This window comes from Bradyrhizobium sp. Kon58, from assembly GCF_055807455.1.
This window is the reverse complement of sequence record NZ_JBVVOT010000003.1, coordinates 361,037-381,667: the sequence shown is the minus strand read 5'-3', so window position 1 is coordinate 381,667 and position 20,631 is coordinate 361,037. Positions and strand designations below refer to the sequence as shown.

General features: G+C 64.9%; 18 protein-coding genes. 11 read left to right on the top strand and 7 right to left on the bottom strand.

The features are described from left to right. Window positions 1-104: 104 nt before the first annotated feature. Complete coding sequence (locus tag AC0L20_RS08235) at window positions 105-1,574, top strand: YcjX family GTP-binding protein (RefSeq protein ID WP_473288133.1); 1,470 nt, start codon at window positions 105-107, stop codon at window positions 1,572-1,574. Continuing rightward, window positions 1,571-2,599 carry a YcjF family protein gene (locus AC0L20_RS08230; protein WP_473288132.1) on the top strand — a complete coding sequence of 343 codons (1,029 nt, stop codon included), beginning with the start codon at window positions 1,571-1,573 and terminating at the stop codon, window positions 2,597-2,599. The genes AC0L20_RS08235 and AC0L20_RS08230 overlap by 4 nt, the downstream gene beginning before the upstream one ends. Before the next feature lie 197 nt (window positions 2,600-2,796). Here AC0L20_RS08230 and AC0L20_RS08225 read toward each other — a convergent pair whose 3' ends face one another. Continuing rightward, a complete protein-coding gene (locus AC0L20_RS08225) occupies window positions 2,797-4,362 on the bottom strand; it encodes a glycosyltransferase family 39 protein (RefSeq protein ID WP_473288204.1) in 1,566 nt (521 codons plus the stop codon). 357 nt (window positions 4,363-4,719) lie between these two features. Here AC0L20_RS08225 and AC0L20_RS08220 point away from each other — a divergent pair, with 357 nt between their 5' ends. The 4 genes from AC0L20_RS08220 to AC0L20_RS08205 all read left to right on the top strand — a co-directional run bounded on the left by AC0L20_RS08220 (window position 4,720) and on the right by AC0L20_RS08205 (window position 8,700). Then, window positions 4,720-6,453, top strand: a complete 1,734-nt coding sequence (locus tag AC0L20_RS08220; RefSeq protein WP_473288131.1) for an adenylate/guanylate cyclase domain-containing protein — start codon at window positions 4,720-4,722, stop codon at window positions 6,451-6,453. A gap of 318 nt (window positions 6,454-6,771) precedes the next feature. After that, complete coding sequence (gene sorA, locus AC0L20_RS08215; RefSeq protein WP_473288130.1) at window positions 6,772-7,971, top strand: SorA family sulfite dehydrogenase catalytic subunit; 1,200 nt, start codon at window positions 6,772-6,774, stop codon at window positions 7,969-7,971. A gap of 11 nt (window positions 7,972-7,982) precedes the next feature. Beyond that, window positions 7,983-8,291 (top strand): SorB family sulfite dehydrogenase c-type cytochrome subunit, encoded by a 309-nt coding sequence (gene sorB, locus AC0L20_RS08210; RefSeq protein WP_473288129.1) that lies wholly within the window; start codon window positions 7,983-7,985, stop codon window positions 8,289-8,291. 208 nt (window positions 8,292-8,499) lie between these two features. Further along, complete coding sequence (locus tag AC0L20_RS08205) at window positions 8,500-8,700, top strand: cold-shock protein (RefSeq protein ID WP_007596519.1); 201 nt, start codon at window positions 8,500-8,502, stop codon at window positions 8,698-8,700. Between the two features lie 169 nt (window positions 8,701-8,869). Here AC0L20_RS08205 and AC0L20_RS08200 read toward each other — a convergent pair whose 3' ends face one another. Next, window positions 8,870-9,331 (bottom strand): Lrp/AsnC ligand binding domain-containing protein, encoded by a 462-nt coding sequence (locus tag AC0L20_RS08200; protein ID WP_007596520.1) that lies wholly within the window; start codon window positions 9,329-9,331, stop codon window positions 8,870-8,872. Between the two features lie 114 nt (window positions 9,332-9,445). Here AC0L20_RS08200 and putA point away from each other — a divergent pair, with 114 nt between their 5' ends. From putA to AC0L20_RS08185, 3 genes are all read left to right on the top strand, one after another. Next, window positions 9,446-12,457 (top strand): bifunctional proline dehydrogenase/L-glutamate gamma-semialdehyde dehydrogenase PutA, encoded by a 3,012-nt coding sequence (gene putA / locus AC0L20_RS08195; protein WP_473288128.1) that lies wholly within the window; start codon window positions 9,446-9,448, stop codon window positions 12,455-12,457. A gap of 113 nt (window positions 12,458-12,570) precedes the next feature. Further along, a complete protein-coding gene (locus AC0L20_RS08190) occupies window positions 12,571-13,776 on the top strand; it encodes a CaiB/BaiF CoA transferase family protein (protein ID WP_473288127.1) in 1,206 nt (401 codons plus the stop codon). Window positions 13,777-13,970: 194 nt separating this feature from the next. Next, window positions 13,971-14,618: a glutathione S-transferase family protein gene (locus AC0L20_RS08185; RefSeq protein WP_473288126.1), complete on the top strand. Its 648-nt coding sequence runs from the start codon at window positions 13,971-13,973 to the stop codon at window positions 14,616-14,618. A 9-nt stretch (window positions 14,619-14,627) separates the two neighbouring features. Here the strand turns inward: AC0L20_RS08185 and AC0L20_RS08180 are convergent, their stop codons facing one another. The 3 genes from AC0L20_RS08180 to AC0L20_RS08170 all read right to left on the bottom strand — a co-directional run bounded on the left by AC0L20_RS08180 (window position 14,628) and on the right by AC0L20_RS08170 (window position 17,441). Further along, window positions 14,628-14,792 (bottom strand): hypothetical protein, encoded by a 165-nt coding sequence (locus AC0L20_RS08180; RefSeq protein ID WP_473288125.1) that lies wholly within the window; start codon window positions 14,790-14,792, stop codon window positions 14,628-14,630. 24 nt (window positions 14,793-14,816) lie between these two features. Beyond that, on the bottom strand, window positions 14,817-16,367 hold the full coding sequence (locus AC0L20_RS08175) for a hypothetical protein (RefSeq protein ID WP_473288124.1): 1,551 nt from the start codon (window positions 16,365-16,367) through the stop codon (window positions 14,817-14,819). Between the two features lie 93 nt (window positions 16,368-16,460). Continuing rightward, a complete protein-coding gene (locus AC0L20_RS08170; protein WP_473288203.1) occupies window positions 16,461-17,441 on the bottom strand; it encodes a hypothetical protein in 981 nt (326 codons plus the stop codon). A gap of 289 nt (window positions 17,442-17,730) precedes the next feature. Here AC0L20_RS08170 and AC0L20_RS08165 point away from each other — a divergent pair, with 289 nt between their 5' ends. After that, the gene (locus AC0L20_RS08165; RefSeq protein ID WP_473288123.1) at window positions 17,731-18,102 is read left to right on the top strand and encodes a Crp/Fnr family transcriptional regulator; all 372 of its coding nucleotides are present in this window, start codon (window positions 17,731-17,733) and stop codon (window positions 18,100-18,102) included. Then, window positions 18,099-18,911 carry an MBL fold metallo-hydrolase gene (locus tag AC0L20_RS08160; RefSeq protein WP_473288122.1) on the top strand — a complete coding sequence of 271 codons (813 nt, stop codon included), beginning with the start codon at window positions 18,099-18,101 and terminating at the stop codon, window positions 18,909-18,911. Before AC0L20_RS08165 ends, AC0L20_RS08160 begins: the two co-directional genes overlap by 4 nt. A 212-nt stretch (window positions 18,912-19,123) precedes the next feature. On the opposite strand, the gene AC0L20_RS08155 is transcribed toward AC0L20_RS08160, so the two are convergent. Together AC0L20_RS08155 and AC0L20_RS08150 are read right to left on the bottom strand one after the other, a co-directional pair. Continuing rightward, the gene (locus tag AC0L20_RS08155; protein ID WP_473288120.1) at window positions 19,124-19,621 is read right to left on the bottom strand and encodes a TPM domain-containing protein; all 498 of its coding nucleotides are present in this window, start codon (window positions 19,619-19,621) and stop codon (window positions 19,124-19,126) included. 3 nt (window positions 19,622-19,624) lie between these two features. Further along, complete coding sequence (locus AC0L20_RS08150; protein ID WP_473288119.1) at window positions 19,625-20,515, bottom strand: TPM domain-containing protein; 891 nt, start codon at window positions 20,513-20,515, stop codon at window positions 19,625-19,627. Between the last annotated feature and the right edge of the window lie 116 nt (window positions 20,516-20,631).

Genomic DNA, 20,631 nt, shown 5'->3' with positions numbered 1-20,631 from the left:
CAAAGACGGTGGAAGTATGAAGCTTGATTTTCCTCAGCCAGTTGCCACTTTTGTGACTAGTCCTTTTTACGTATCCGCCCCCGCCCGGGATTCCCAACGTTCATATGGCATTTAGTTTCCAGGATATGTTCGAGGAGGCGCGCCTGTCGGCTCGGGCGCTGATCGACTACGGCGAACATTTCTTCAATCCGACGGTACGATTGGGGGTTACCGGCCTGTCGCGGGCCGGCAAGACCGTGTTCATCACCGCGCTGATCCACGGCCTCACCCGTGGCGGCCGGTTTCCGGTGTTCGAGGCCTATTCATCCGGACGGATCGCGCGGGCGCATCTGGCGCCGCAGCCGGACGACGCCGTGCCGCGCTTTGCCTATGAGAGCCATCTGCGCGCGCTGATCGAGGAGCGGCGCTGGCCGAGCTCGACTGTCGACATCAGCGAGCTCAGGCTCGTGATCGACTACCAGCGCCCGAACGGCGCCGACCGCACACTGACGCTCGACATCGTCGACTATCCCGGCGAGTGGCTGCTCGACCTGCCGCTGCTGCAGAAGAGCTTTGAGCAATGGTCAGCCGAAAGTCTCGCTTTGTCGCGCGAGGCGCCGCGCGTCCATCTTGCCGCGGACTGGCACGCGCATCTCGCAACCCTCAAGCCCGAGGCGCGCGAGGACGAGCAGGCGACGCTGACGGCCGCAAAGCTGTTCAGGGGCTATTTGCAAGGCTGCCGCGACGAGCGGTTTGCGATGAGCCTGCTGCCGCCCGGCCGCTTCCTGATGCCGGGCAATCTCGCCGACACACCGGCGCTGACCTTTGCGCCGCTCGACGTGCCCGCGGGCGGCCAGGCACCGGAAGGATCGCTGTGGGCGATGATGGTGCGCCGCTACGAGGCCTACAAGGACGTCGTGGTGCGGCCGTTCTTCCGCGATCATTTTGCCCGGCTCGATCGCCAGATCGTGCTGGCCGACGCGCTCGCCGCGTTCAATGCCGGCCCCGAAGCGCTGCACGATCTCGAAGCCGCGCTCGCGGGCATTCTCGACTGCTTCAACATCGGCCGCAGCACGATCCTCTCCGGCCTGTTCCGGCCGCGGATCGACCGCGTTCTGTTCGCGGCGACCAAGGCGGATCATCTGCATCATTCCAGCCACGACCGGCTTGAGGCCGTGCTGCGCCGCGCGGTCACCCATGCGGTTGCGCGCGCGGAAACGACCGGCGCGGCGATCGACGTCGTCGCGCTCGCCGCCGTCCGCGCCACCCGCGAGGCGCAGGTCGCGCATGGCCGTGACAAATTGCCCTCGATCCTGGGGACGCCGGCCGCGGGCGAAAGCGCCGGCGGCGAGTTCTTCGACGGCAACACCGAGGTCGCGACCTTTCCGGGCGACCTGCCGCTCGATCCCGAGCCGCTGTTCAACGGCACCGACGCGTTCCGCGGGCTCTCGACCGAGGCCGCCGAGAAGAGCGATTTTCGCTTCCTGCGCTTCCGTCCGCCAAAGCTCGAGCGCGAGGGGGCCGACCAGCCGGCGCTGCCTCACATCCGCCTCGACCGTGCCTTGCAGTTCCTGATCGGAGACAAATTGTCATGAACGACCGATCGAAGCCACGGCGACCGGCGACGTTCCGGCTCGACGACCCCGGCGTCGTCGTCACGGAGGCCGACGAGACGACCCGGCTCGGCCGCACCACCATCCAGATCACGCCGGAGCCCGATCCGGCGAATTTGCCGGTGCCGATCGCATCCGCGCTCCCGGCGCGGCGCGGCTTCCCCTGGGGCGCATTGTTCTGGTCCGGCGTTGCCGGGCTGACGCTGCTCGGGGTCGGGCTCGGCGTCGTCCGTCTGATCGAGGATCTGTTTGCGCGCAGCGAAAGCCTCGGCTTCGTCGGACTGGCGCTTGCCTCCGTCACCGCGCTTGCGCTCGCGGTGGTGACCGGACGCGAGGCGTACGGGCTGGCGCGGCTGGCAACGATCGAAAAGCTGCATCAGCGCGCGGCCGCCGTCCTTGCCAGCGACGATCGCAAGGAGAGCCGCATCATCGTGCAGGATCTGCTCAAGATCGCACATCAGAACCCGCAGCTCGCGCGCGCCCGTGCCGCACTGGAGAGCCACGCCGGCGAGATCATCGACGGCGCCGACATGATCCGGCTCGCCGAGCGCGAATTGATGTCGCCGCTGGACATCGAGGCGCGGCGGCTGGTGTCGTCAGCCGCGCAGAAGGTCTCGATCGTCACGGCGGTTTCGCCCCGCGCGCTGATCGACGTGCTGTTCGTGTTCGTGGCCTCGCTGAGATTGATACGCCAGCTCGCTTTTCTCTATGGCGGCCGTCCCGGTGCGCTCGGCATGATCCGCCTGCTCCGCCACGTCATCGCCCATCTCGCCATCACCGGCGGCATGGCGGCGAGTGACAGCCTGGTGCAGCAGATGCTCGGCCACGGCATTGCGGCGAAGCTGTCGCAGCGGCTGGGCGAAGGCATGCTGAATGGATTGCTGACGGCGCGGCTGGGCCTCGCCGCGATCGACGTCACACGGCCGCTGCCGTTCGCGGCACTGCCGCCGCCGAAGCTGTCGGATCTCGCGACGGATCTGCTGCGGAAGAAGGACGAGGAGGAGTAGCGTTCTGTTTGCGCGACGCGCTCGTTTTCCCCTCTCCCCTTGTGGGAGAGGGTGGCTCGACGCGAAGCGGCGAGACGGGTGAGGGGTCTCTCTCCGCGAGTCCAACTCTCACTCGAATTTGCGGAGAGATACCCCTCATCCGGCGCTTCGCGCCACCTTCTCCCACAAGGGGAGAAGGGAATTCGGAGCTTGCCGCGCTAGCTGAGCATACGCCTCTCGAATTCCCCCGCCAGCACGCGCCACTGGAATAGCGGCGAGTTCTTCGGCGGCGACAGCACTGGGGTCCAGCCAGACAGCTTCTCTAGCACATACGTATCCATCACGAGGCCGCGCCAGCGGCGCTCGACTTGACCGAGCGGCTCGCGCTTGGCGGGGATGTTCTCCCATAGCGATGAATGATTGTCCGGCTCGCGCCCGACATAGATGCCGGCGTGGTCCTTGATCCGGTCCAGGCCGGGATCACGAAAGTCCTGGAAGCGGCCGCGCTCGTTGATCTCGATCACGGGCACGCGGCCCCTGAACAGCCAGCGCATCATGGCATAGGTGCGGTAGTCCGTGGTGGCGATCCAGGTCGCACCGGTTTCATCCAATGCGGCCTGTGCGCGCGCGGCAACCTGCTCGTAGCCGGACTCGGCGCCGATCGGATCGATCTTGCTGAGCAAATTCCACGGCGCGGCGACGTAATAGAGGAACACGACCACGACAAAGGCGATGCCGGAGACCACCGCTGTGTTGGCCCAGAACAGCGCCGACCTGATCATCCGCGCAGACCATTTTTCACGCTGCAACATGGTGAGGTTGACAGCGGCGGCGGCGAAACCGACCGGCCACATGAACATCGGCCAGGTGTCGCCGACGCGGAGGGTCAGGGATTTCGCGAGAAAATAGAGAAACGGCACCAGGACCGCGGTCGACAACAAAATCGCGACCGGCTCGCGCGTGCGATAGCCGCGCCACGCCGTCATCACCACTCCCGTCAGCACCACCGGCAGCATGACGAAGCCGACCAGTCCGAATTGCAGGCCGATGTAATCGCCGAAGGTGCGGAGCGAGATGCCGTAACTGGTGGTGGCGCGCACGCCCTGGAAGCGGATTGCGGCCCAGTCGTGCTGCACATTCCAGATCAGGACGGGCGAGAACACGACGATTGCGATCAGCACCGCGAGATACGGATAGGGGCTGCGCAGCCAGCGCCAGCGCCAATCCGGCACCAGCAGAAAGGCGGCAACGGCAGGCGCAAACATGATCACGGTAAATTTCGACAGCATCGCCAATCCGGCGAACAGGCCGGCGGCGAGCCACCAGCGGCCGTCGCCGCCCTGCGCAAGCCGCACCAGGGACCACATCATCGCCACCGCAAACGGGATCATGGCGACATCGGGCGCGACCTTGGCCATCAGCAGGCCGTAATAGAGCGCGGCCTCCGGCATCAGCACCGCGAGCACGACGGCGCGCATGTCGTGGGTGAGGCGGCGGACGATATCGGCGAGCAGGAGCTGCGTCACCAGCATCGCGACGATGCCGCCGAAGCGCACACCGAGCCTGGTGTCGCCGAAGATCGCAGTGCCGAACCGGATCAGCCAGGCGATGCCGGGGGGATGATCCAGGAAACTGAGCGCCGTCTCCTGCGACCACGTCCAGTAATAGGCCTCGTCCGTGCGCAGCTCGATGGCCGAGGCGTAGACGATGCGCAGCAGCGTCATCGCGGCGACGATCGCCGTGGCCATGACGAGCGGCCGGCGCGCCGCGCCGGCGGGGGGCATCGTGATGTCGGGAGCTGTCGCCACGGCGGCGCTTTTCGCCAACCTGGGAGGGGGAGTCAATGTTGGGGGGACCGAAGCTGGGACCGCATACACCGCTGTCGTCCCGGGGCGCGACGCAGTCGCGAGCCCGGGACCCATAACCACAGGAAGGGGTTTGGCGAGCTGATCACCACGAGTCGTCGCCAAACCCGGTCCTGTGGCTATAGGTCCCGGATCTGCGCGCGCCCAAGGGCGCGCTTGTCCGGGACGACGTCGAGTGTGCGGCGGCTTGCCGCGGATGTGATCCCGCAAGCTGTCCACCCCCGGAATTAAACGCGGCGCTGGCTGTTCTCCTTCATGAACTGATACAAGCGAATCATGGCCGCAACCGCATCCTCACGATTTTCCGAGCTCTCCCGCGCGATCAGCTTGCGCCAGGTGCGGCTGGTCTGCGGCGTCATTCTGTTCGCCTATGTGGTCAGCCATTTCCTCAACCATGCGCTCGGCAACATCTCGGTCGATGCCATGGAGATCGGGGTCACCTACCACACGCTGTTCTGGCAGTTCCTGCCGGTTGCGATCACGTTCTACACGGCGGCGCTCACGCATATGGGGCTCGGCATCTATGCACTGTATCAGCGCCGGCAGTTCCGCTGGCGGACGGTCGAGCCGCTGCAGCTCGTGCTGGGCTTGAGCATCCCCGCGCTGGTCATGGCGCATGTGATCGGCGTGCGGCTCGGCCAGACGCTTTATGGGCACCAAAAACTCTATCCGCAGGAACTCTATCTGTTCTTCGTCGCGTCGAACCGTATCTGGACCATGACGATCCTGCTTCTGATCGCCTGGGTGCACGGCTGCATCGGCATCTATTTCTGGCTTCGCCTCAAACCGTTCTTCACGCGCGCGGCGCCCTATCTGCTCGCGGCGGCCGTGCTGATCCCGACGCTGTCGCTGCTGGGTGTCTACCAGGGTGGCCGCAGCGTCGAGGTCGAGGCCGACGACGGGGAATGGCGGACGCATAATCTCACACGCCGCCAGGTCGGCACGGCTGCCGAAGCCACGACGCTCGACCGCATCACCGGTGGCCTCACCGCCGGTTATCTCGGATTGCTCGCCTTGGCGCTCGCCGCACGCGGCGTACGGGCCTTGCGCGAACGACGCGGTGGCATGATCGCGCTGTCCTACGGTAACGGCAAGACGGTGCGGGTGCCAAAAGGCCTCTCCGTGCTGGAGGCGAGCCTGCGCCACAATGTGCCGCATGCCAGCGTCTGCGGCGGCCGCGCCCGCTGCTCGACCTGCCGCATCCGCATCATCGGCGATCATGGCGCCCTGCCCGAGCCGTCGCAGCGCGAGGCGTTCGTGCTCACCCGTGTCGGCACCAGCGACCCCTCGATCAGGCTGGCCTGCCAGTTGCGGCCGACGTCGGATCTCTCCTTCTTCCAGCTCTTCACCGCACACACCCTGACGGCGAGCACACAGGCCTCGACGCCTGCCAGAATCGGCCAGGAGCGCTATCTCGTCAGCCTGTTCGTGGACATGCGCGGCTCGACGCAGCTGGCCGAGAAGCGGCTGCCGTTCGACACCGTCTTCATCGTCAACCGCTTCCTCGGCGCCGTCTCGCAGGCCGTGATCGAGAATGGCGGCCAGCCGAACCAATTCGTCGGCGACGGCATGCTGGCGCTGTTCGGGCTGAGCGCCGATCCGCAAGAGGCCTGCCGGCAGTCGCTGAGGGCCGCCGCCGGCATCGCCAGGCAAATCGACGATCTGAATGAGCTCCTGAGCCACGATCTGCGCCAGCCGATCCGCTTCGGCATCGGCATCCACGGCGGCGAGGTCATCATCGGCGACATCGGCTATCGCGATCACATCGTGTTCACGGCGCTGGGCGATGCCGTCAACGTCGCGGCCCGCCTCCAGGACATGACCAAGACACTGGCCTGCGAAGCGATCGTCTCGGAGGAAGTCCGCCGCACCGCGGGCCTTGCCGACGATGCGCTGCCGCAGCAGGAGGTCGCGATCCGCGGCCGCGACGAACCAATGGCCGTGCGCGTCGTCGCGGACGCGAGGGAGCTGTCGGCGCTCGTCGATCGCGGCGAACGCGTGGCTGCGTGAGGCGCAACCTCGCCCCGCTTGCGGGGAGAGGTCAGATCGCGGAGCGATCCGGATGAGGGGGGACTCTCCGCGTGTCCAACTCTTACCATCCTTGCGGAAGCAGCCCCTCACCCCAACCCTCTCCCCGTAAGAACGGGGCGAGGGAGTGCACCGTCGCGGCGGTTACGACTCGAGTCCGCGTAACACCGGCTTGCTGCAACGCAGCGGCATGGGCCTGCTGCGAAAGCACGAATTGACTTCAACTGAGTCGTTGCGACACATGAGTGCGAGATCGCGGTGATGACCGTGATCCACCGAAAAGCTCCGGGAGGAGACCACATGTTCGATCGACGCGACCTGCTCAAAGGAGCGGGCCTTGCCGCTGTTGCGACTGCACTGAACTCGACCAAAGCGCTGGCACTCGACACCGTCGCCCTGCCCTTCGCCAATGGCGAACGGCCCTTGGTGAAATATCCGCAGAAGCGGCCGATGATCGGCCTGACCAGCCGCCCGCCGCAGCTCGAGACGCCGTTCGCGGTCTTCAACGACGGCCCGATCACGCCGAATAACGCGTTCTTCGTGCGCTATCACCTTTCCGACCTGCCCTACAATCTCGACCCCGACAAGTTCACCCTCGAGGTCAAGGGCAAGGTCGACAAGCCGCTCAAGCTGTCGCTGAAGGACATAAGGAAGATGAAGGCGACCGAGATCGTCGCCGTCAACCAGTGCTCCGGCAACAGCCGCGGCTTCCTGGATCCGCGCGTGGCCGGCGGCCAGCTCGCCAACGGCGCGATGGGCAATGCGCGCTGGCGCGGCGTGCCGCTGAAGGCGGTGCTGGCGATGGCGGGCGTGCAGAGCGGCGCCAAGCAGGTCACCTTCAACGGCATGGACGGTCCGGTCAGCGACAAGACGCCCGACTTCGTCAAGGCGCTCGATATCGATCACGCCAGCGACGGCGAGGTGATGCTGGCCTATGGCATGAACGGCGAGGACCTGCCGTTCCTCAACGGCTTTCCGCTGCGCCTGATCGTGCCCGGCTATTTCGGCACCTATTGGGTCAAGCACGTCAACGAGATCACCGTCATCGACAATGTCTATGACGGCTTCTGGATGAAGTCGGCCTATCGCATTCCGGACACGCCGAACAATGCGGTCGAGCCGGGCACCGCACCGAAGGCGACGATCCCGATCAACCGCTTCACCATCCGTTCCTTCATCACCAGCGTCCCCGACGGAGCCAAGCTGAAAGCAGGCGGCACGACGTTGCGCGGCATCGCCTTCGACGGCGGCAAGGGTATTAAGGAGGTCGCGGTCTCCACCGACGGTGGCAAGACCTGGATCGGCGCCAGGCTCGGCAAGGACCTTGGCAAATACTCGTTCCGTGAATGGACGCTGCCGGTGAAGCTCGCGGCGGGCTCCCACGAGCTCAAGGTGCGCGCCACCGGCAATGGCGGCGAAACCCAGCCGGATACGCCGCGCTGGAATCCGGCGGGTTACTTGCGCAACGTCGTCGAAACCGTCCGCGTCACCGTGGCTTGAGGGGAATGATCATGCAGCGCACCGTTTTCCTCGCCATCACGCTCGCCCTCGCCGCCGTGGTGGATTCGGCACTTGCGGCACCGGTCAATTACAAGACCCCCGATGAGGTCGCGGCGTTCAAGCCCGGGCCCAATCTCGAAGTCGTGCAGGGCAATTGCAGCGCCTGCCACTCCGCCGACTACATCAACACGCAGCCGCCGATGAAGGACAAGAAAGGTTTCTGGCAGGCCGAGGTGACCAAGATGATCAAGGTCTATGGCGCCCCCATCGACGATGCCGACGTCGGCAAGATCGTCGATTATCTGGCCGCGACTTATTGACGGAGAGCGCGCGGCGCGCGGACCAAGTGACCGCGAAACGGGCAAATCCGGCAAAAACGCCGCGAAGTTGAGCGGAATTCGGCGAAAGGCGGATGTGGTTTGAGCTACCAAGCCAGCCACATTCCGCGTATCGTATTAGGACCGAACCGGCCGGTTGGCGGGGACTGGCGGTTCGCGATCTCGGAGGAAGACCCGCGGAGAAGTCGTGATGGCTAAAGGTACGGTCAAGTGGTTCAACCCGACGAAGGGTTATGGATTTATCCAGCCTGCGTCGGGCGGCAAGGATGTGTTCGTGCATATCTCGGCAGTGCAGAAAGCCGGTCTGTCGTCCCTGAACGAAGGACAGACGGTGGAATATGAAGAGATCGCAAACCGAGGCAAAAGCTCCGCAGAGAACCTCAAAGTATAAGCCCGCCGGCTGTTGCTAACTCCCGGATTGATCCGGGAGACGGGCCAAGAAATTTCAGAAGACGGTCAGTGCATTCGACGACAAGCGTTGCGATTGCACACGGAGAACTATTTGCCCGCGAAGACCGCCCGTTCAATGCCACAGCAATGACAATCGCGGCTGCACTTCGTTAGTCCACCGGCAATGGTGCGTCGCGCTTGATCTCTTCCATCACCGCATAGGTTCGCGTTTCGCGCACGCCGGGCATCGACAGCAAGGTCTCGCCGAGGAAACGTCGATACGCGGTCATGTCCGCCAGCCGCGCCTTCACAAGATAGTCGAAGCCGCCGGCAACCATGTGACACTCCAGCACTTCGGGCGCGAGTTTCACGGCGCGGGCAAAACGCTCGAAATTATCAGGCGTGGTCTTGTCGAGCAGCACTTCGACGAAGACCAGGAGCCCGAGGCCGAGCCGGTGCGGGTTGAGTCGCGCGCCATAGCCCTCGATAAAGCCCTCTCGCTGCAAACGCTTCAGCCGCTCGCCGATCGAGGTCGGCGACAGCCCGATGCGTTCCGCGAGCTCGACATTGGCGATTCGCCCGTCCTGCTGCAAAATCGAGAGGATTTTGCGGTCGGTTCGATCTAGTTCCATATTTCATAAGGCCTGATGGCTACTAAGCCTCATTTCCTAAGCCAAATCAGCTAAATTGTCTATCGAGCTAAGGTAGCGTGGGCATTATCCTGGATTGGAGCCACAGGACACGCCATGCCGAACATTCCGCCTCCCTTCTCCGCCGCCTACGCGCCCGATGATGCCGATATCGCCGCGCGCCTTTTGCCGTCTGCGCATCTCGGCCCGCCGCAGGAGGCGAGGATCGATCGCACCGCGACACGGCTGATCGAAGCCATCCGCAAGCGCGACGATCGACTTGGCGGCGGTCTTGGCGGCGTCGAGGACATGCTGCGGGAATTCGCGCTCTCGACCAAGGAAGGGCTCGCTTTGATGGTGCTGGCCGAGGCGCTGCTGCGCGTGCCTGACGCGCGCACCGCCGACCAGTTCATCGAGGACAAGCTCGGCGAGGGCGACTTCATCCACCACGAGACCAAGTCCACCGCCTTCCTGGTCAACGCCTCGGCCTGGGCATTGGGCCTCTCGGCACGGGTGATCCAGCCCGGCGAGACGCCCGACGGCACCATCGGCCGGCTGGTGAAGCGGCTGGGCGCACCGGCCGTGCGCACCGCCACGCGCCAGGCGATGCGGCTGATGGGCAATCATTTCGTGCTGGGCGAGACGATCGCGCAGGCGCTGGAGCGGGCCCGGCCGCGCTCCGGCGAGAGGGCGCGCTATTCCTTCGACATGCTCGGCGAAGGCGCGCGCACGGCTGCCGACGCCAAGCGCTATTTCGACGCCTATGCCAGCGCGATCGAGACGATCGGCAAGGCGGCCGGCAACCATCCCCTGCCCGACCGGCCCGGCATCTCTGTCAAACTCTCGGCGCTGCATCCGCGCTTGGAGGCGATCAGCCGCGGCCGCGTGATGGCTGAGCTGGTGCCGCAACTGCTGGACCTGGCGCAGCGCGCCAAGGCCCATGACCTCAATTTCACCGTCGATGCCGAGGAAGCCGACCGGCTGGAATTGTCGCTCGACGTGATCGCGGCAACGCTCACCGATCCCTCGCTTGCGGGTTGGGACGGATTTGGCCTCGCGATCCAGGCCTATCAGAAGCGCGCCGGCGACGTGATCGACTATGTCGATGCGCTCGCCCGCGCGCACGACCGCAAGCTGATGGTGCGGCTGGTCAAGGGCGCCTATTGGGACACCGAGATCAAGCGCGCGCAGGAGCGCGGGCTCGACGGCTATCCCGTGTTCACCCGCAAGGCGATGACGGATCTGAACTACGTCGCCTGCGCTCAAAAGCTGTTGAGTCTGCGGCCGCGGATCTTCCCGCAATTCGCCACCCACAACGCGCTGAGCGTCGCGACCGTGCTGGAGCTTGCCGGTGCGAACGGCGGCTTCGAATTCCAGCGCCTGCATGGCATGGGCGAGGCGCTCTACGAGCAGCTCGCCAAGGATCACCCCGAGATCGCCTACCGCACCTACGCCCCGGTCGGCAGCCATCGCGACCTGCTCGCTTATCTGGTGCGGCGACTACTGGAGAACGGTGCCAACTCCTCCTTCGTGGCGCAGGCGTCCGATTACCGCGTGCCGGTTACGGCGCTGTTGCAACGTCCGGCGGATGCCATCGTCCGGCCGCAGCAGGCCGCCCATCCCAAAATTCCACTGCCGTGCGACCTGTTCGCGCCGGAGCGGCGCAATTCACGTGGCGTCGAGTTCGGCGCGCGCGCCGCACTCGACCGGTTACTGACGGAGGTCAAAGCCGAGACGATCGACCTCAAACCGATCGCGGACGCAACGCCGGATCAGGCCAATGCGGCAGTGGCTGCAGCGCGCGCCGGCTTTGCCGCCTGGAGCCGGACTCCGGCAGCCACGCGCGCGGCGGCGCTGGAGCAGGCCGCGCATCTTCTGGAGAACCGCGCGCCCCATTTCATTGCCCTCCTGCAACGCGAGGGCGGCAAGACGCTCGACGATGCCCTGTCGGAGTTGCGCGAGGCCGCCGACTTCTGCCGCTATTATGCCGCGCAGGGCCGCAAGCTGTTCGGCAACGATGTGGCGATGCCGGGTCCGACCGGCGAGAGCAATGCGCTGGCCATGCGCGGCCGTGGCGTCTTCGTGGCGATCTCGCCCTGGAATTTTCCGCTGGCGATCTTCCTCGGCCAGGTCACGGCCGCGCTGATGGCCGGCAACAGCGTGGTGGCCAAGCCCGCAGAGCAGACCCCGCGGATCGCGGTGGAGGCGGTGCGGCTGCTGCACGAGGCGGGCATCCCCGCAAGCGCGCTGCACCTCATCGCCGGCGACGGCAGCGTCGGCGCCGCGCTGACGGCGCATCCCGATATCGCCGGAATCGTCTTCACCGGCTCAACCGAGGTCGCGCGCAGCATCAACCGGGCGCTGGCCGCCAAGGACGGGCCGATCGTGCCGCTGATCGCGGAGACCGGCGGCATCAACACCATGATCGCGGATGCGACTGCACTGCCCGAGCAGGTCGCAGACGACGTCGTCACCTCGGCGTTTCGTTCCGCCGGCCAGCGCTGCTCCGCGCTGCGGCTGCTGTTCGTGCAGGAGGACGTCGGCGACCGCATGATCGAGATGATCGCGGGCGCCGCGCGCGAGCTGAAGATCGGCGACCCCAGCGATGTTGCAACCCATATCGGTCCGGTGATCGATGTCGAGGCCAAGCAGCGCCTCGATGCGCATATCGCACGGATGAAGAGAGAGGCGCGGCTGCACTTTGCCGGCACCGCGCCCGAGGGCTGCTTCGTCGCGCCGCATATTTTCGAGCTTGGGGATGCCGGCCAGCTCACCTCGGAGGTGTTCGGCCCGATCCTCCACGTGGTGCGCTACCCTGCCGAAAATCTCGAACGCGTCCTGCAAGCGATCGAGCGCACCGGCTACGGGCTGACGCTCGGCATCCATTCCCGCATCGACGATACCATCGAGGCGATCGTGGACCGCGTGCAGATCGGCAACATCTACGTCAACCGCAACATGATCGGCGCCGTGGTCGGCGTGCAGCCGTTCGGCGGCAACGGCCTGTCCGGAACCGGCCCGAAAGCCGGCGGCCCGCACTACCTCGCGCGCTTCGCGACCGAGCAGACCGTGACGATCAACACCGCAGCAGCCGGCGGCAACGCTGCCCTGCTCGCAGGGGATGAGTGAGGCGCGGCGAGGAGCGTTGCATCCCGCCGAAACATCGGTCTAATGCTGCCCGTAACGTGCCCTCGCCAATTCCAGCGCGCGGGAAACGACACGAGTGAGGGAGCAATTCGGCGATGGAAAAGGGCATTTTTGCAGGGCTCAAGGTGCTGGATTGCGCGAGCTTCATCGCAGCGCCAGCGGCCGCGACCGTGCTGTCGGATTTCGGCGCCGATGTCGTCAAGATCGAACCGCCCGGTGCCGGCGATCCCTACCGCAATCTGCCCAACATTCCGGGCTATCCGACCAGCGAGCACAATTTCGCTTGGCTGCTGGAGGCCCGCAACAAGAAGAGCATCGCGCTCGACCTCGCAAAGCCCGAGGCGCAGGCCGTGCTCTACAAGCTCGTGGAAGAGGCCGACGTCTTCATCACCAACATGCCGCCGCCGGTGCGCGCCAAGCTCGGCATCACCTACGACCATCTCGCCCATCTCAATGATCGCCTGATCTACGCCTCCTTCACTGGCTATGGCGAAAAAGGCGAAGAGGCCAACAAGCCCGGCTTCGACAGCAACGCCTATTGGGCGCGCTCCGGCCTGATGGACCTCGTCCGCGCCGACACCGACACGACGCCGGCCCGCTCGGTCGCCGGCATGGGCGACCATCCCTGCGCGATGGCGTTCTATGGCGCGATCGTCACCGCGCTGTACCAGCGCGAGAAGACCGGCAAGGGCTCGCATGTCGCCTCCAATTTGATGGCAAACGGCGTGTGGGCTGCGAGCGTGCTGGCGCAGGCAAAGCTCTGCGGCGCCAAATTCGCCGAGCGGCGGCCGCGCGAACGCGCGTTGAACGCAGTCGCCAACCACTACCAATGCAAGGACGGCCGCTGGCTGATCCTGTCGCTGCTGAGCGAGGAGAAACAGTTTCCAACGCTGGCCAGATGTCTCGGCCGCGAAGACCTCATCACCGATCCGCGCTTCGCCACCAAACCCGACCGTCACGCCCGCTCGATCGAGCTCATCGAGATCTTTGACGAGACCTTTGCGACCAGGGATCTCGCCGAATGGCGCAAGATCCTCGACGGCAACGGGCTGGTGTTCGGCATCGTCGGCATTCTGGACGATATCCCGAACGACAAGCAGATGCTCGACAACGAAGTTCTGGTGCCGTTCGAGAACGACACCATGCTCACCATCTCCAGCCCGATCTGGATCGACGGCGCCAAGAAAGTGCAGCCGCGCAAGCCGCCCGGCGTCGGCGAGCACAGTGACGAGATTTTGCGTGGCGCGGGATACGACGACGCCGCGATCAAGCGGCTGCGGTCGCAGGGGGCGGTGGGGTAAGGGCCGCGGCTCGCTGCATCTACTTGTCGTCCCGGCGAAGGCCGGGACCCATATTCCAGAGTGAGAGTTGTCGCGCAAACCGGGCAACTCCAAGTCTTCGCCAAACCACGTTCGGTGGTTATGGGTCCCGGCCTTCGCCGGGACGACCGTAAGGGAATAGCTTGCTTCAACAATCACCGTCATCGCGAGGTCCCATGCCCAGCTACCGCCTGCACTACTTCCCCGAATCCGGCAACAGCTACAAGCTGGCGCTGATGCTGACGCTTTGTGGCGAGAGGTTCGAGCCGGTCTGGACCGACTTTGGCGGCGGCGTCACGCGCACGCCGGAATGGCGCAAGAGCGTGAACGAGATGGGCGAGATTCCCGTGCTCGAGGTCGACGGTGTGAAGATGACGCAGACCGCGCCTCTCCTGCTCAAGCTTGCCGAGCAGTACGGGCGTTTCGGTGCCGAGACCGAGGAGGAAAAGTTCGAGCTGCTGCGCTGGCTGTTCTGGGACAACCACAAGCTCACCGGCTACATGGCGACCTATCGCTTCATGCGCGCCTTCACGCAAAACAACGATCCGCAGGTGCTGAAACATTTTCGCAGGCGGCTCGAAGACTTCCTCGGCATTCTCGCCGGCCATCTCCAGCACAATGAATTCGCGATCGGCACCAGGCCGACCGTCGCCGATATCTCGATGATGGCCTATCTGCACTATCCGAGCGACGAGCACGGCTTCGATTTCGCGGAAAGCTATCCCGCCATCCACGCCTGGCTTGGCCGCATGGCCGCACTGCCCGGCTGGCAGCCGGCCTACGAGCTGCTGCCCGGCAAGCGGATGACAAATTACGCGAAGTGAGAGCGCCGTCTACTTCAGCGCCAGCCAGCCGAGCGTAAACAGGATTCCACCGATGATGACGACGAAAGCGACCGCCCAGGTGCTGACGCGGATGCTGCCGGTGACCTGCTTGGCCTCTTCATTCTGCGCGATCTCGCGATTGCGCTCCTTGTTGGCGTCGCTCGTATTCGTCATGGGTCATCCAAATCGCTTGTGGGCTTAACGCGTCTTGATGAAGCACATGCCGATGCGGCGCGAGGCCGCGGCAGCCTGACAGGTCAATCCTTTAGCACAGCTCCATGACGTAAAACTCCTGTCGGCCGATCCCGATCCCGCATTTTCCAGGGAACAATGCGCGCCCCAGCCGTCCTGATATTCGGTCCCGGCCAGCTCAGTGCTGCCGCGGGTCTGCGGTCGGCTGGCAAATCCACGTGAGAAATCAGGACGTTTGCCTGCGGCCATCGCAGTCAGGATGTCGCGGCGACGGACCTGGTCGCCAAGAAAATGCGGCGAGGCCGGCACGATGGTGGCGATGGACGGCTTGTCCGCAAGCCAATCGACGCCGGGGAAATGAAAGCCGCCGATGCCGCGGGTCTGGTGGCAGCCGGAACAAGTGACGTCGTTGAGGCGGCGCTGGAAGCCCGCGACCGAGCGGACGTTCTGCAGATCGATGCCACGCGCCGCCGCCTGCTTCAGCGCCCCAACTACGTCGCTGTCGGAGAAGAGCGGCTCGCCTTGCCCCTCTCCGTTGCCCTCCCCCTGCATCATCCCGAACTCCGGCTGCAACGGAGAAGCATCGAGGCCGGCCGGCGTCGGCACGATTGCAGCCTTGGCGAGGAATTTCTCCGGGATCAGCACCGTGCCGCGATCGAAGTCGCGAAGATGATCGGACGCGAGCAGCCAATCCCTGAAGTCGCGCCGGAGATCATTGTCGGCGAGAATGCGGTCGCGGTCGATCTGGTTCTCCAGCGTCGATTCCTCGAAGGTCTTCGAGGCAGCGTCGTACTTGAACACCTTGAGCAGATAGTCGGAGCGGAAGTCGTGCAGCGCCGATTTCGCTGCAACCGAGATCTGAACATTGGTCTCGATGCGATCGAGCATCGCGTCGTAAGGGAAGAAGTCGCTGCCGATCAGCCCCTGCCAGTCGCCATTGCCGAGCCAGCGTCGCGCGACCTCGGCGCAGGTGATCGGCTTGCCGTTCCCGTCCATCTGGCGCGCGTCGCGCGCCTTCATCACCAGATTGAGCGTCATCGGCAGCCGCGTGGCTGTCCTGCCGCTATCCGGCTTGGTCTCGAAACGCGCGAGACGATAGATCAGCCTGATCTCGCCGCAAGAGTCTTCCGAGACATAGGCGCGGTCCATGCGGTTGACGATGCCGGCCAGCACGAAACGGGTGTCGCGGGATTTCAGATTGGCGCGATCGAACAATTGTACGTCGAAGCCCTCGCCGACGCCGATGGTCTCGGTCGGATATGCCGCCTTCTGCCGCGCGACGTAACGGTCGATCTCGGCGTCGATTGCGGGGCGAATTTCCTTGAGCTGCGACAGCCACGAGAACATCAGATCGGTCGTCAGCGGAAAGTTCGCGTTCCGCTCCGGCCACAACAGGCGCGAGATCGTGAGCGCATCGTGCTGGTCGAGCTCGCGCAGGAGATCGGGATCGGTGATCGCCGTGCCGCGCGCCAGTTGCGCGTTCTCCGCGGCCAACAACGACACGATGCCGCCGAAAAACACGGCGGCGGCAACGAGAATTCGCAAGGCGCGGCTCATGCTTCAGGTAACACCGCGCAGGGATCGCTATTCAAGCAAAAAGGCGCTTCACATGGTGGTGAAGCGCCTCTTCGAAAGTCTGATATGGGTCGCTCAGCGCGCGACGATCAGCCCCTTGCTGGTGACGACCACCCAGCGGCCGTCCTGGCGGCGGATCGCATCGACACGGCCGACGCCCGGAATGGGGTCACCGGCATAAACCTCGTAGAGGCCATTGCGGCCTTCGACCAGTGCGCCGCCGTTGGAGACGTCGCGCAGCACCCAGCCTTCGACGGTCGGCAACCGGCCGACCTCGGTCTTGGGTGCGGCGGGAGCCGGCGCAGCTGCGGCGGTCGCAACCTGGGTCGGCGCGATCGAGCCGGTGGTCTCACGGGCCGGCACGGCGGCTGCGGCTTGGGCGGGCGCCGCCGGCGGGGTGGCACGGAGCTTGTCGACGGTCTCGGACAGCTTCGCGATTTTGGCCATCGGCTCGGCCTGCGCCTTCTCGAGCTTGTCGAGGCGGTCGTTGGTCCTGTTGAACTGGCCGAGGCCGGTCTTGGAGGTATGCTCGACATTGGCCTTGAGCGCGACGACATCGGCATCGATCCGGGCGACCGAGGATTCCAGCGCGCTGGTGTCGGCAACCTGTGCCGGCGCGGGGCTTGCGAAGTGCATCATCCCTGCGGTCGCGAGCGCGCCACTGATGGCGCCGACACTGGCCGCAATCGCTACCACCGCGGCCATGGCCGACAGGCGGCGCTTGCCGCCGGTCTCGCGTGGCTCGTCCGCCTTCACATGCGGCGCAAACTCCTCACGGTCCCAGGACCGCTCCGCGGGTGTCATGACGATGAGCTTGCCGGGCTTTGGCTCGGACCTGGTCTCAGGCTTGGTCTCGGCCTTGACATCGAACTTCGGCGCCTCGATCCTCGATGCCTCGATTTTTGGCGGCTCGATCTTGACCGGGTCGGGCTTCGGCGGCGTCTCGTGGTCGGGGGCAATCGAGGGGGCCTCGATGCCGGCGGCAGCCTCGATGGCCTGTGGCACGGTCGCTGCGGCTTCGACGACGCCAGTATCCTGGGCGGCCCGCTCGGGCATTGGTTCGCTCACGGCTCAAATACTCCAGTCTCGGTTGACCTTTTGGTAACTTTCATTGCTTGCGAATTCCTTACCTCCGGACCCGCTTACCGAAATTTTAGGAAGTCTTCCGGGGCCGAATTGGGCCGGGAACGTGGAACCGGTGTGGCGCTGTGCAACAAATTGTCAGCCGATGCTGCCCTGCGGCAGGCCACGCTCCCGCCAGAACAGGCTGTTTGCCCGCCCCTGTTACCCCGCTAACATGACTGCCTGTCAGCCAGAACGGCTGCAGAGGCCCTTGGGGGGTGTCATGACGATCGAGAAGTGCATCAACGAGTTTGGCATCGATGACATCATCTTCGAGGAGGGCTCGACCGGCCGCGAGCTTTACGTTGTCCTCGACGGGGAGGTCGAGATCGCCAAGATCAGCGGCGCCAGCAAGACCAGCATCATCAAACTCGGCAAGGGCGAATTCTTCGGCGAGATGGCCGTGATCGACGGCTCCGCACGTTCGGCGACCGCGATCGCGGCGGCGCCGAACACCAGGGTGATGAGGGTCAACCACGCCCGCTTCGTCTATCTCGTCAGCCAGCAGCCGGCGTTTGCGCTGATGGTGATGGATGCGCTGTCGAAGCGCCTGCGCGCCGCCAACGCGGTCAGCTACCGGGCGGCCCAATCATGAGCGACGGCAAGCCGACGGCCTTTCCGGTCCTGATGAAGAACGACACCTGCTCGCTGATCCAGGCAGCGGACGACGTCTACCAGATCCGTTTCTCCAATCGTGCCGCCAACGTCTATCTCGTGCGCGGCTCGGCGCGGACCATCCTGATCGATACCGGGCTGTCCTCCAATTATGCGGCGATGGTCGAATGCCTGAACTTTGTCGGCTGCCCGCCGGAGAAGATCGACATGGTGGTTCTCAGCCACGAGCATCTCGACCACATCGGCGCGGCCTGGCACTTCAACGAACGCCGCACCTTCGTAGCCGCCCATCGCCTCGCAGCCAACAAGATCATGCTGCGCGACGACTTCTCGATGCTGCGCAAGATGTTCAACGAGCCGAACGTGCCTGTCAATATCGACATCTGGCTCGAAGAGGGCAATCTGATCGACCTCGGCAATTTCCGTCTCAACGTGATGCACACGCCGGGACACACCTCGGCCTGCATCACGCTGTTCGACCAGGACAAGGGGCTGTTGTTCGCCGCCGATACGCTCATGCCCGGCGGCGTGATGGGCGGCGTGTTCGGCTCGGGCAGCATCGCCGACTACATCGAATCGCTGGAGCGGCTCAAAGGATTGAACGCGAAGATCCTGCTATCAGGCCACGGCCGGCTGTCGGACACGCCACAGGAAGACGTGCGCATCGCCATCGCGCGGTCGCATGGTCTATTGGACGACACCGCGCAATTGTTCGACGCGCTGGATGCGCGCTCGAACTTCGAGCCAATCATGCAGTCTGTGCGGGATTTGAACAAGCTGGACGATTAGGGGGGCGTGCGGCTGCGTGTGCCGGCGAGGCGAAGCACCGATGCCCCCACAACGTCGTCCTGGCGAAAGCCAGGACCCATACCGCGAGGTTTATCGGTTGTACGCAGCAGGCGTACCGAACGATGAATCTTCGCCAAACTTCTCCCTGGGGTAATGGGTCCTGGCTTTCGCCAGGACGACAGCGGGGCTCCATCACCGCCTGCTTGTAGCGACTACATCACCACCGGCGCATCCGGCAGCTCGTTCGCATGCGGGCCCTGCGGCGGGAAATGCTTTGCCAGCTCCTGGGATACCGCCTCGATCCCGTCGATCACGCCGCGTTCGAATTGCCCTGACGTGAACTCCGCCTCCATCGCGCGGCAGATTTTCTCCCAACCCTCGGCGCCAACCTTCGCATCGATACCGCGGTCGGCGATGATCTCGACATCGCGGTCGGCAAGCAGGAGATAGATCAGGACGCCGTTGTTGTGCGCGGTGTCCCAGATGCGCAGTTGCGAGAACACGTCGAGCGCGCGCTCGCGCGCCGGCTGGTCACGAAACAGCGGGCCGCCGTCGAGCGCGCCTTCGACCACGAACCGCACCTGTCCGGAATGCATGGCTTCGCCACGCTTGATCGCCTGCTCGATGCGGTCGAGCACGTCTTTCGGAAACACCTGCTTGGCACGCCAATGATGCTGGAGCAGATGCCGGGTGATGCGCCTGATGCTCATGACCTACCAGCTCCCCGAAGCACCGCCGCCGCCAAAGCTGCCGCCACCGCCGCTGAAGCCGCCGCTCGATGACGATCCGCTGCTCCAGCCGCCGGATGACGAGCCGCTCGACCACGAGCCACGACGCGAGGACCCCGTGCCCGATCCCGCCCCAAATAGATCGGCGATAAACGTCAGGACGGCGCCGAGCAAACCGACGCCCAGTCCAATGACCGCGGAACCGATCACGAACCAGGCGATGACACCAACGATCGCTCCGGTTATCCCCGAACCGAACAGCCGCCCGAACATGGAGCGCAGGATGCCGCCGATGACCAGCGGGCCGAACAGCAGAAAGAAAAAAAGCGGCTCGATGTCGTTCCAATCGCCGAAATTCACGCTGCGCGAGGGCGTCGGCAGCGGCTCGCCATCGATGACGCGGATCATGCGGTCGACGCCCGCCGTGATGCCGCCGGCGAAATCGCCACTCCTGAATTTCGGCGTGATCGCTTCGTCAATAATACGCCGCGAGGTGACGTCGGTGAGCGCGCCCTCGAGGCCGTAACCGACCTCGATGCGCAAATGCCGGTCGTTCTTGGCCACCACGAGGATGGCGCCGTCGTCGACCTTCTTGCGTCCGATCTTCCAGGCCTCCGCAACGCGGATCGCGAACTGCTCGATGGTCTCCGGATCCGTCGTCGGCACGATCAGGACGACGAGCTGGCTGCCCTTGCGGGTCTCGAAGTCCTGCAGCTTTTGCGACAGTGCGGCGATGTCGCCACTGGAGAGCGTGCCGGTCTGATCGACCACGCGGCCGGTGAGCTGGGGTATGGCGACATCGGCTGAGGCGGGAAGCGCAAAGGTGAACAGGAGCGCGATTATGATCGCAACACGCCACCACACACTCGGTGTCATCGCCCGGCTCGACCGGGCGATCCAGTATTCCAGAGACGCCAGCGGGATGCGGTGAAGCCGCGGCGTACTGGATTCCCCGCTTTCGCGGGGAATGACGGCGGTGGGTGGGGCTGCGC

Coding starts and splice junctions, on each gene's coding strand:
- AC0L20_RS08235 (WP_473288133.1), top strand. CDS start 105: ATGGCATTTAGTTTCCAGGATATGTTCGAGGAGGCGCGCCTGTCGGCT.
- AC0L20_RS08230 (WP_473288132.1), top strand. CDS start 1,571: ATGAACGACCGATCGAAGCCACGGCGACCGGCGACGTTCCGGCTCGAC.
- AC0L20_RS08225 (WP_473288204.1), bottom strand. CDS start 4,362: ATGCCCCCCGCCGGCGCGGCGCGCCGGCCGCTCGTCATGGCCACGGCG.
- AC0L20_RS08220 (WP_473288131.1), top strand. CDS start 4,720: ATGGCCGCAACCGCATCCTCACGATTTTCCGAGCTCTCCCGCGCGATC.
- sorA (WP_473288130.1), top strand. CDS start 6,772: ATGTTCGATCGACGCGACCTGCTCAAAGGAGCGGGCCTTGCCGCTGTT.
- sorB (WP_473288129.1), top strand. CDS start 7,983: ATGCAGCGCACCGTTTTCCTCGCCATCACGCTCGCCCTCGCCGCCGTG.
- AC0L20_RS08205 (WP_007596519.1), top strand. CDS start 8,500: ATGGCTAAAGGTACGGTCAAGTGGTTCAACCCGACGAAGGGTTATGGA.
- AC0L20_RS08200 (WP_007596520.1), bottom strand. CDS start 9,331: ATGGAACTAGATCGAACCGACCGCAAAATCCTCTCGATTTTGCAGCAG.
- putA (WP_473288128.1), top strand. CDS start 9,446: ATGCCGAACATTCCGCCTCCCTTCTCCGCCGCCTACGCGCCCGATGAT.
- AC0L20_RS08190 (WP_473288127.1), top strand. CDS start 12,571: ATGGAAAAGGGCATTTTTGCAGGGCTCAAGGTGCTGGATTGCGCGAGC.
- AC0L20_RS08185 (WP_473288126.1), top strand. CDS start 13,971: ATGCCCAGCTACCGCCTGCACTACTTCCCCGAATCCGGCAACAGCTAC.
- AC0L20_RS08180 (WP_473288125.1), bottom strand. CDS start 14,792: ATGACGAATACGAGCGACGCCAACAAGGAGCGCAATCGCGAGATCGCG.
- AC0L20_RS08175 (WP_473288124.1), bottom strand. CDS start 16,367: ATGAGCCGCGCCTTGCGAATTCTCGTTGCCGCCGCCGTGTTTTTCGGC.
- AC0L20_RS08170 (WP_473288203.1), bottom strand. CDS start 17,441: ATGCCCGAGCGGGCCGCCCAGGATACTGGCGTCGTCGAAGCCGCAGCG.
- AC0L20_RS08165 (WP_473288123.1), top strand. CDS start 17,731: ATGACGATCGAGAAGTGCATCAACGAGTTTGGCATCGATGACATCATC.
- AC0L20_RS08160 (WP_473288122.1), top strand. CDS start 18,099: ATGAGCGACGGCAAGCCGACGGCCTTTCCGGTCCTGATGAAGAACGAC.
- AC0L20_RS08155 (WP_473288120.1), bottom strand. CDS start 19,621: ATGAGCATCAGGCGCATCACCCGGCATCTGCTCCAGCATCATTGGCGT.
- AC0L20_RS08150 (WP_473288119.1), bottom strand. CDS start 20,515: ATGACACCGAGTGTGTGGTGGCGTGTTGCGATCATAATCGCGCTCCTG.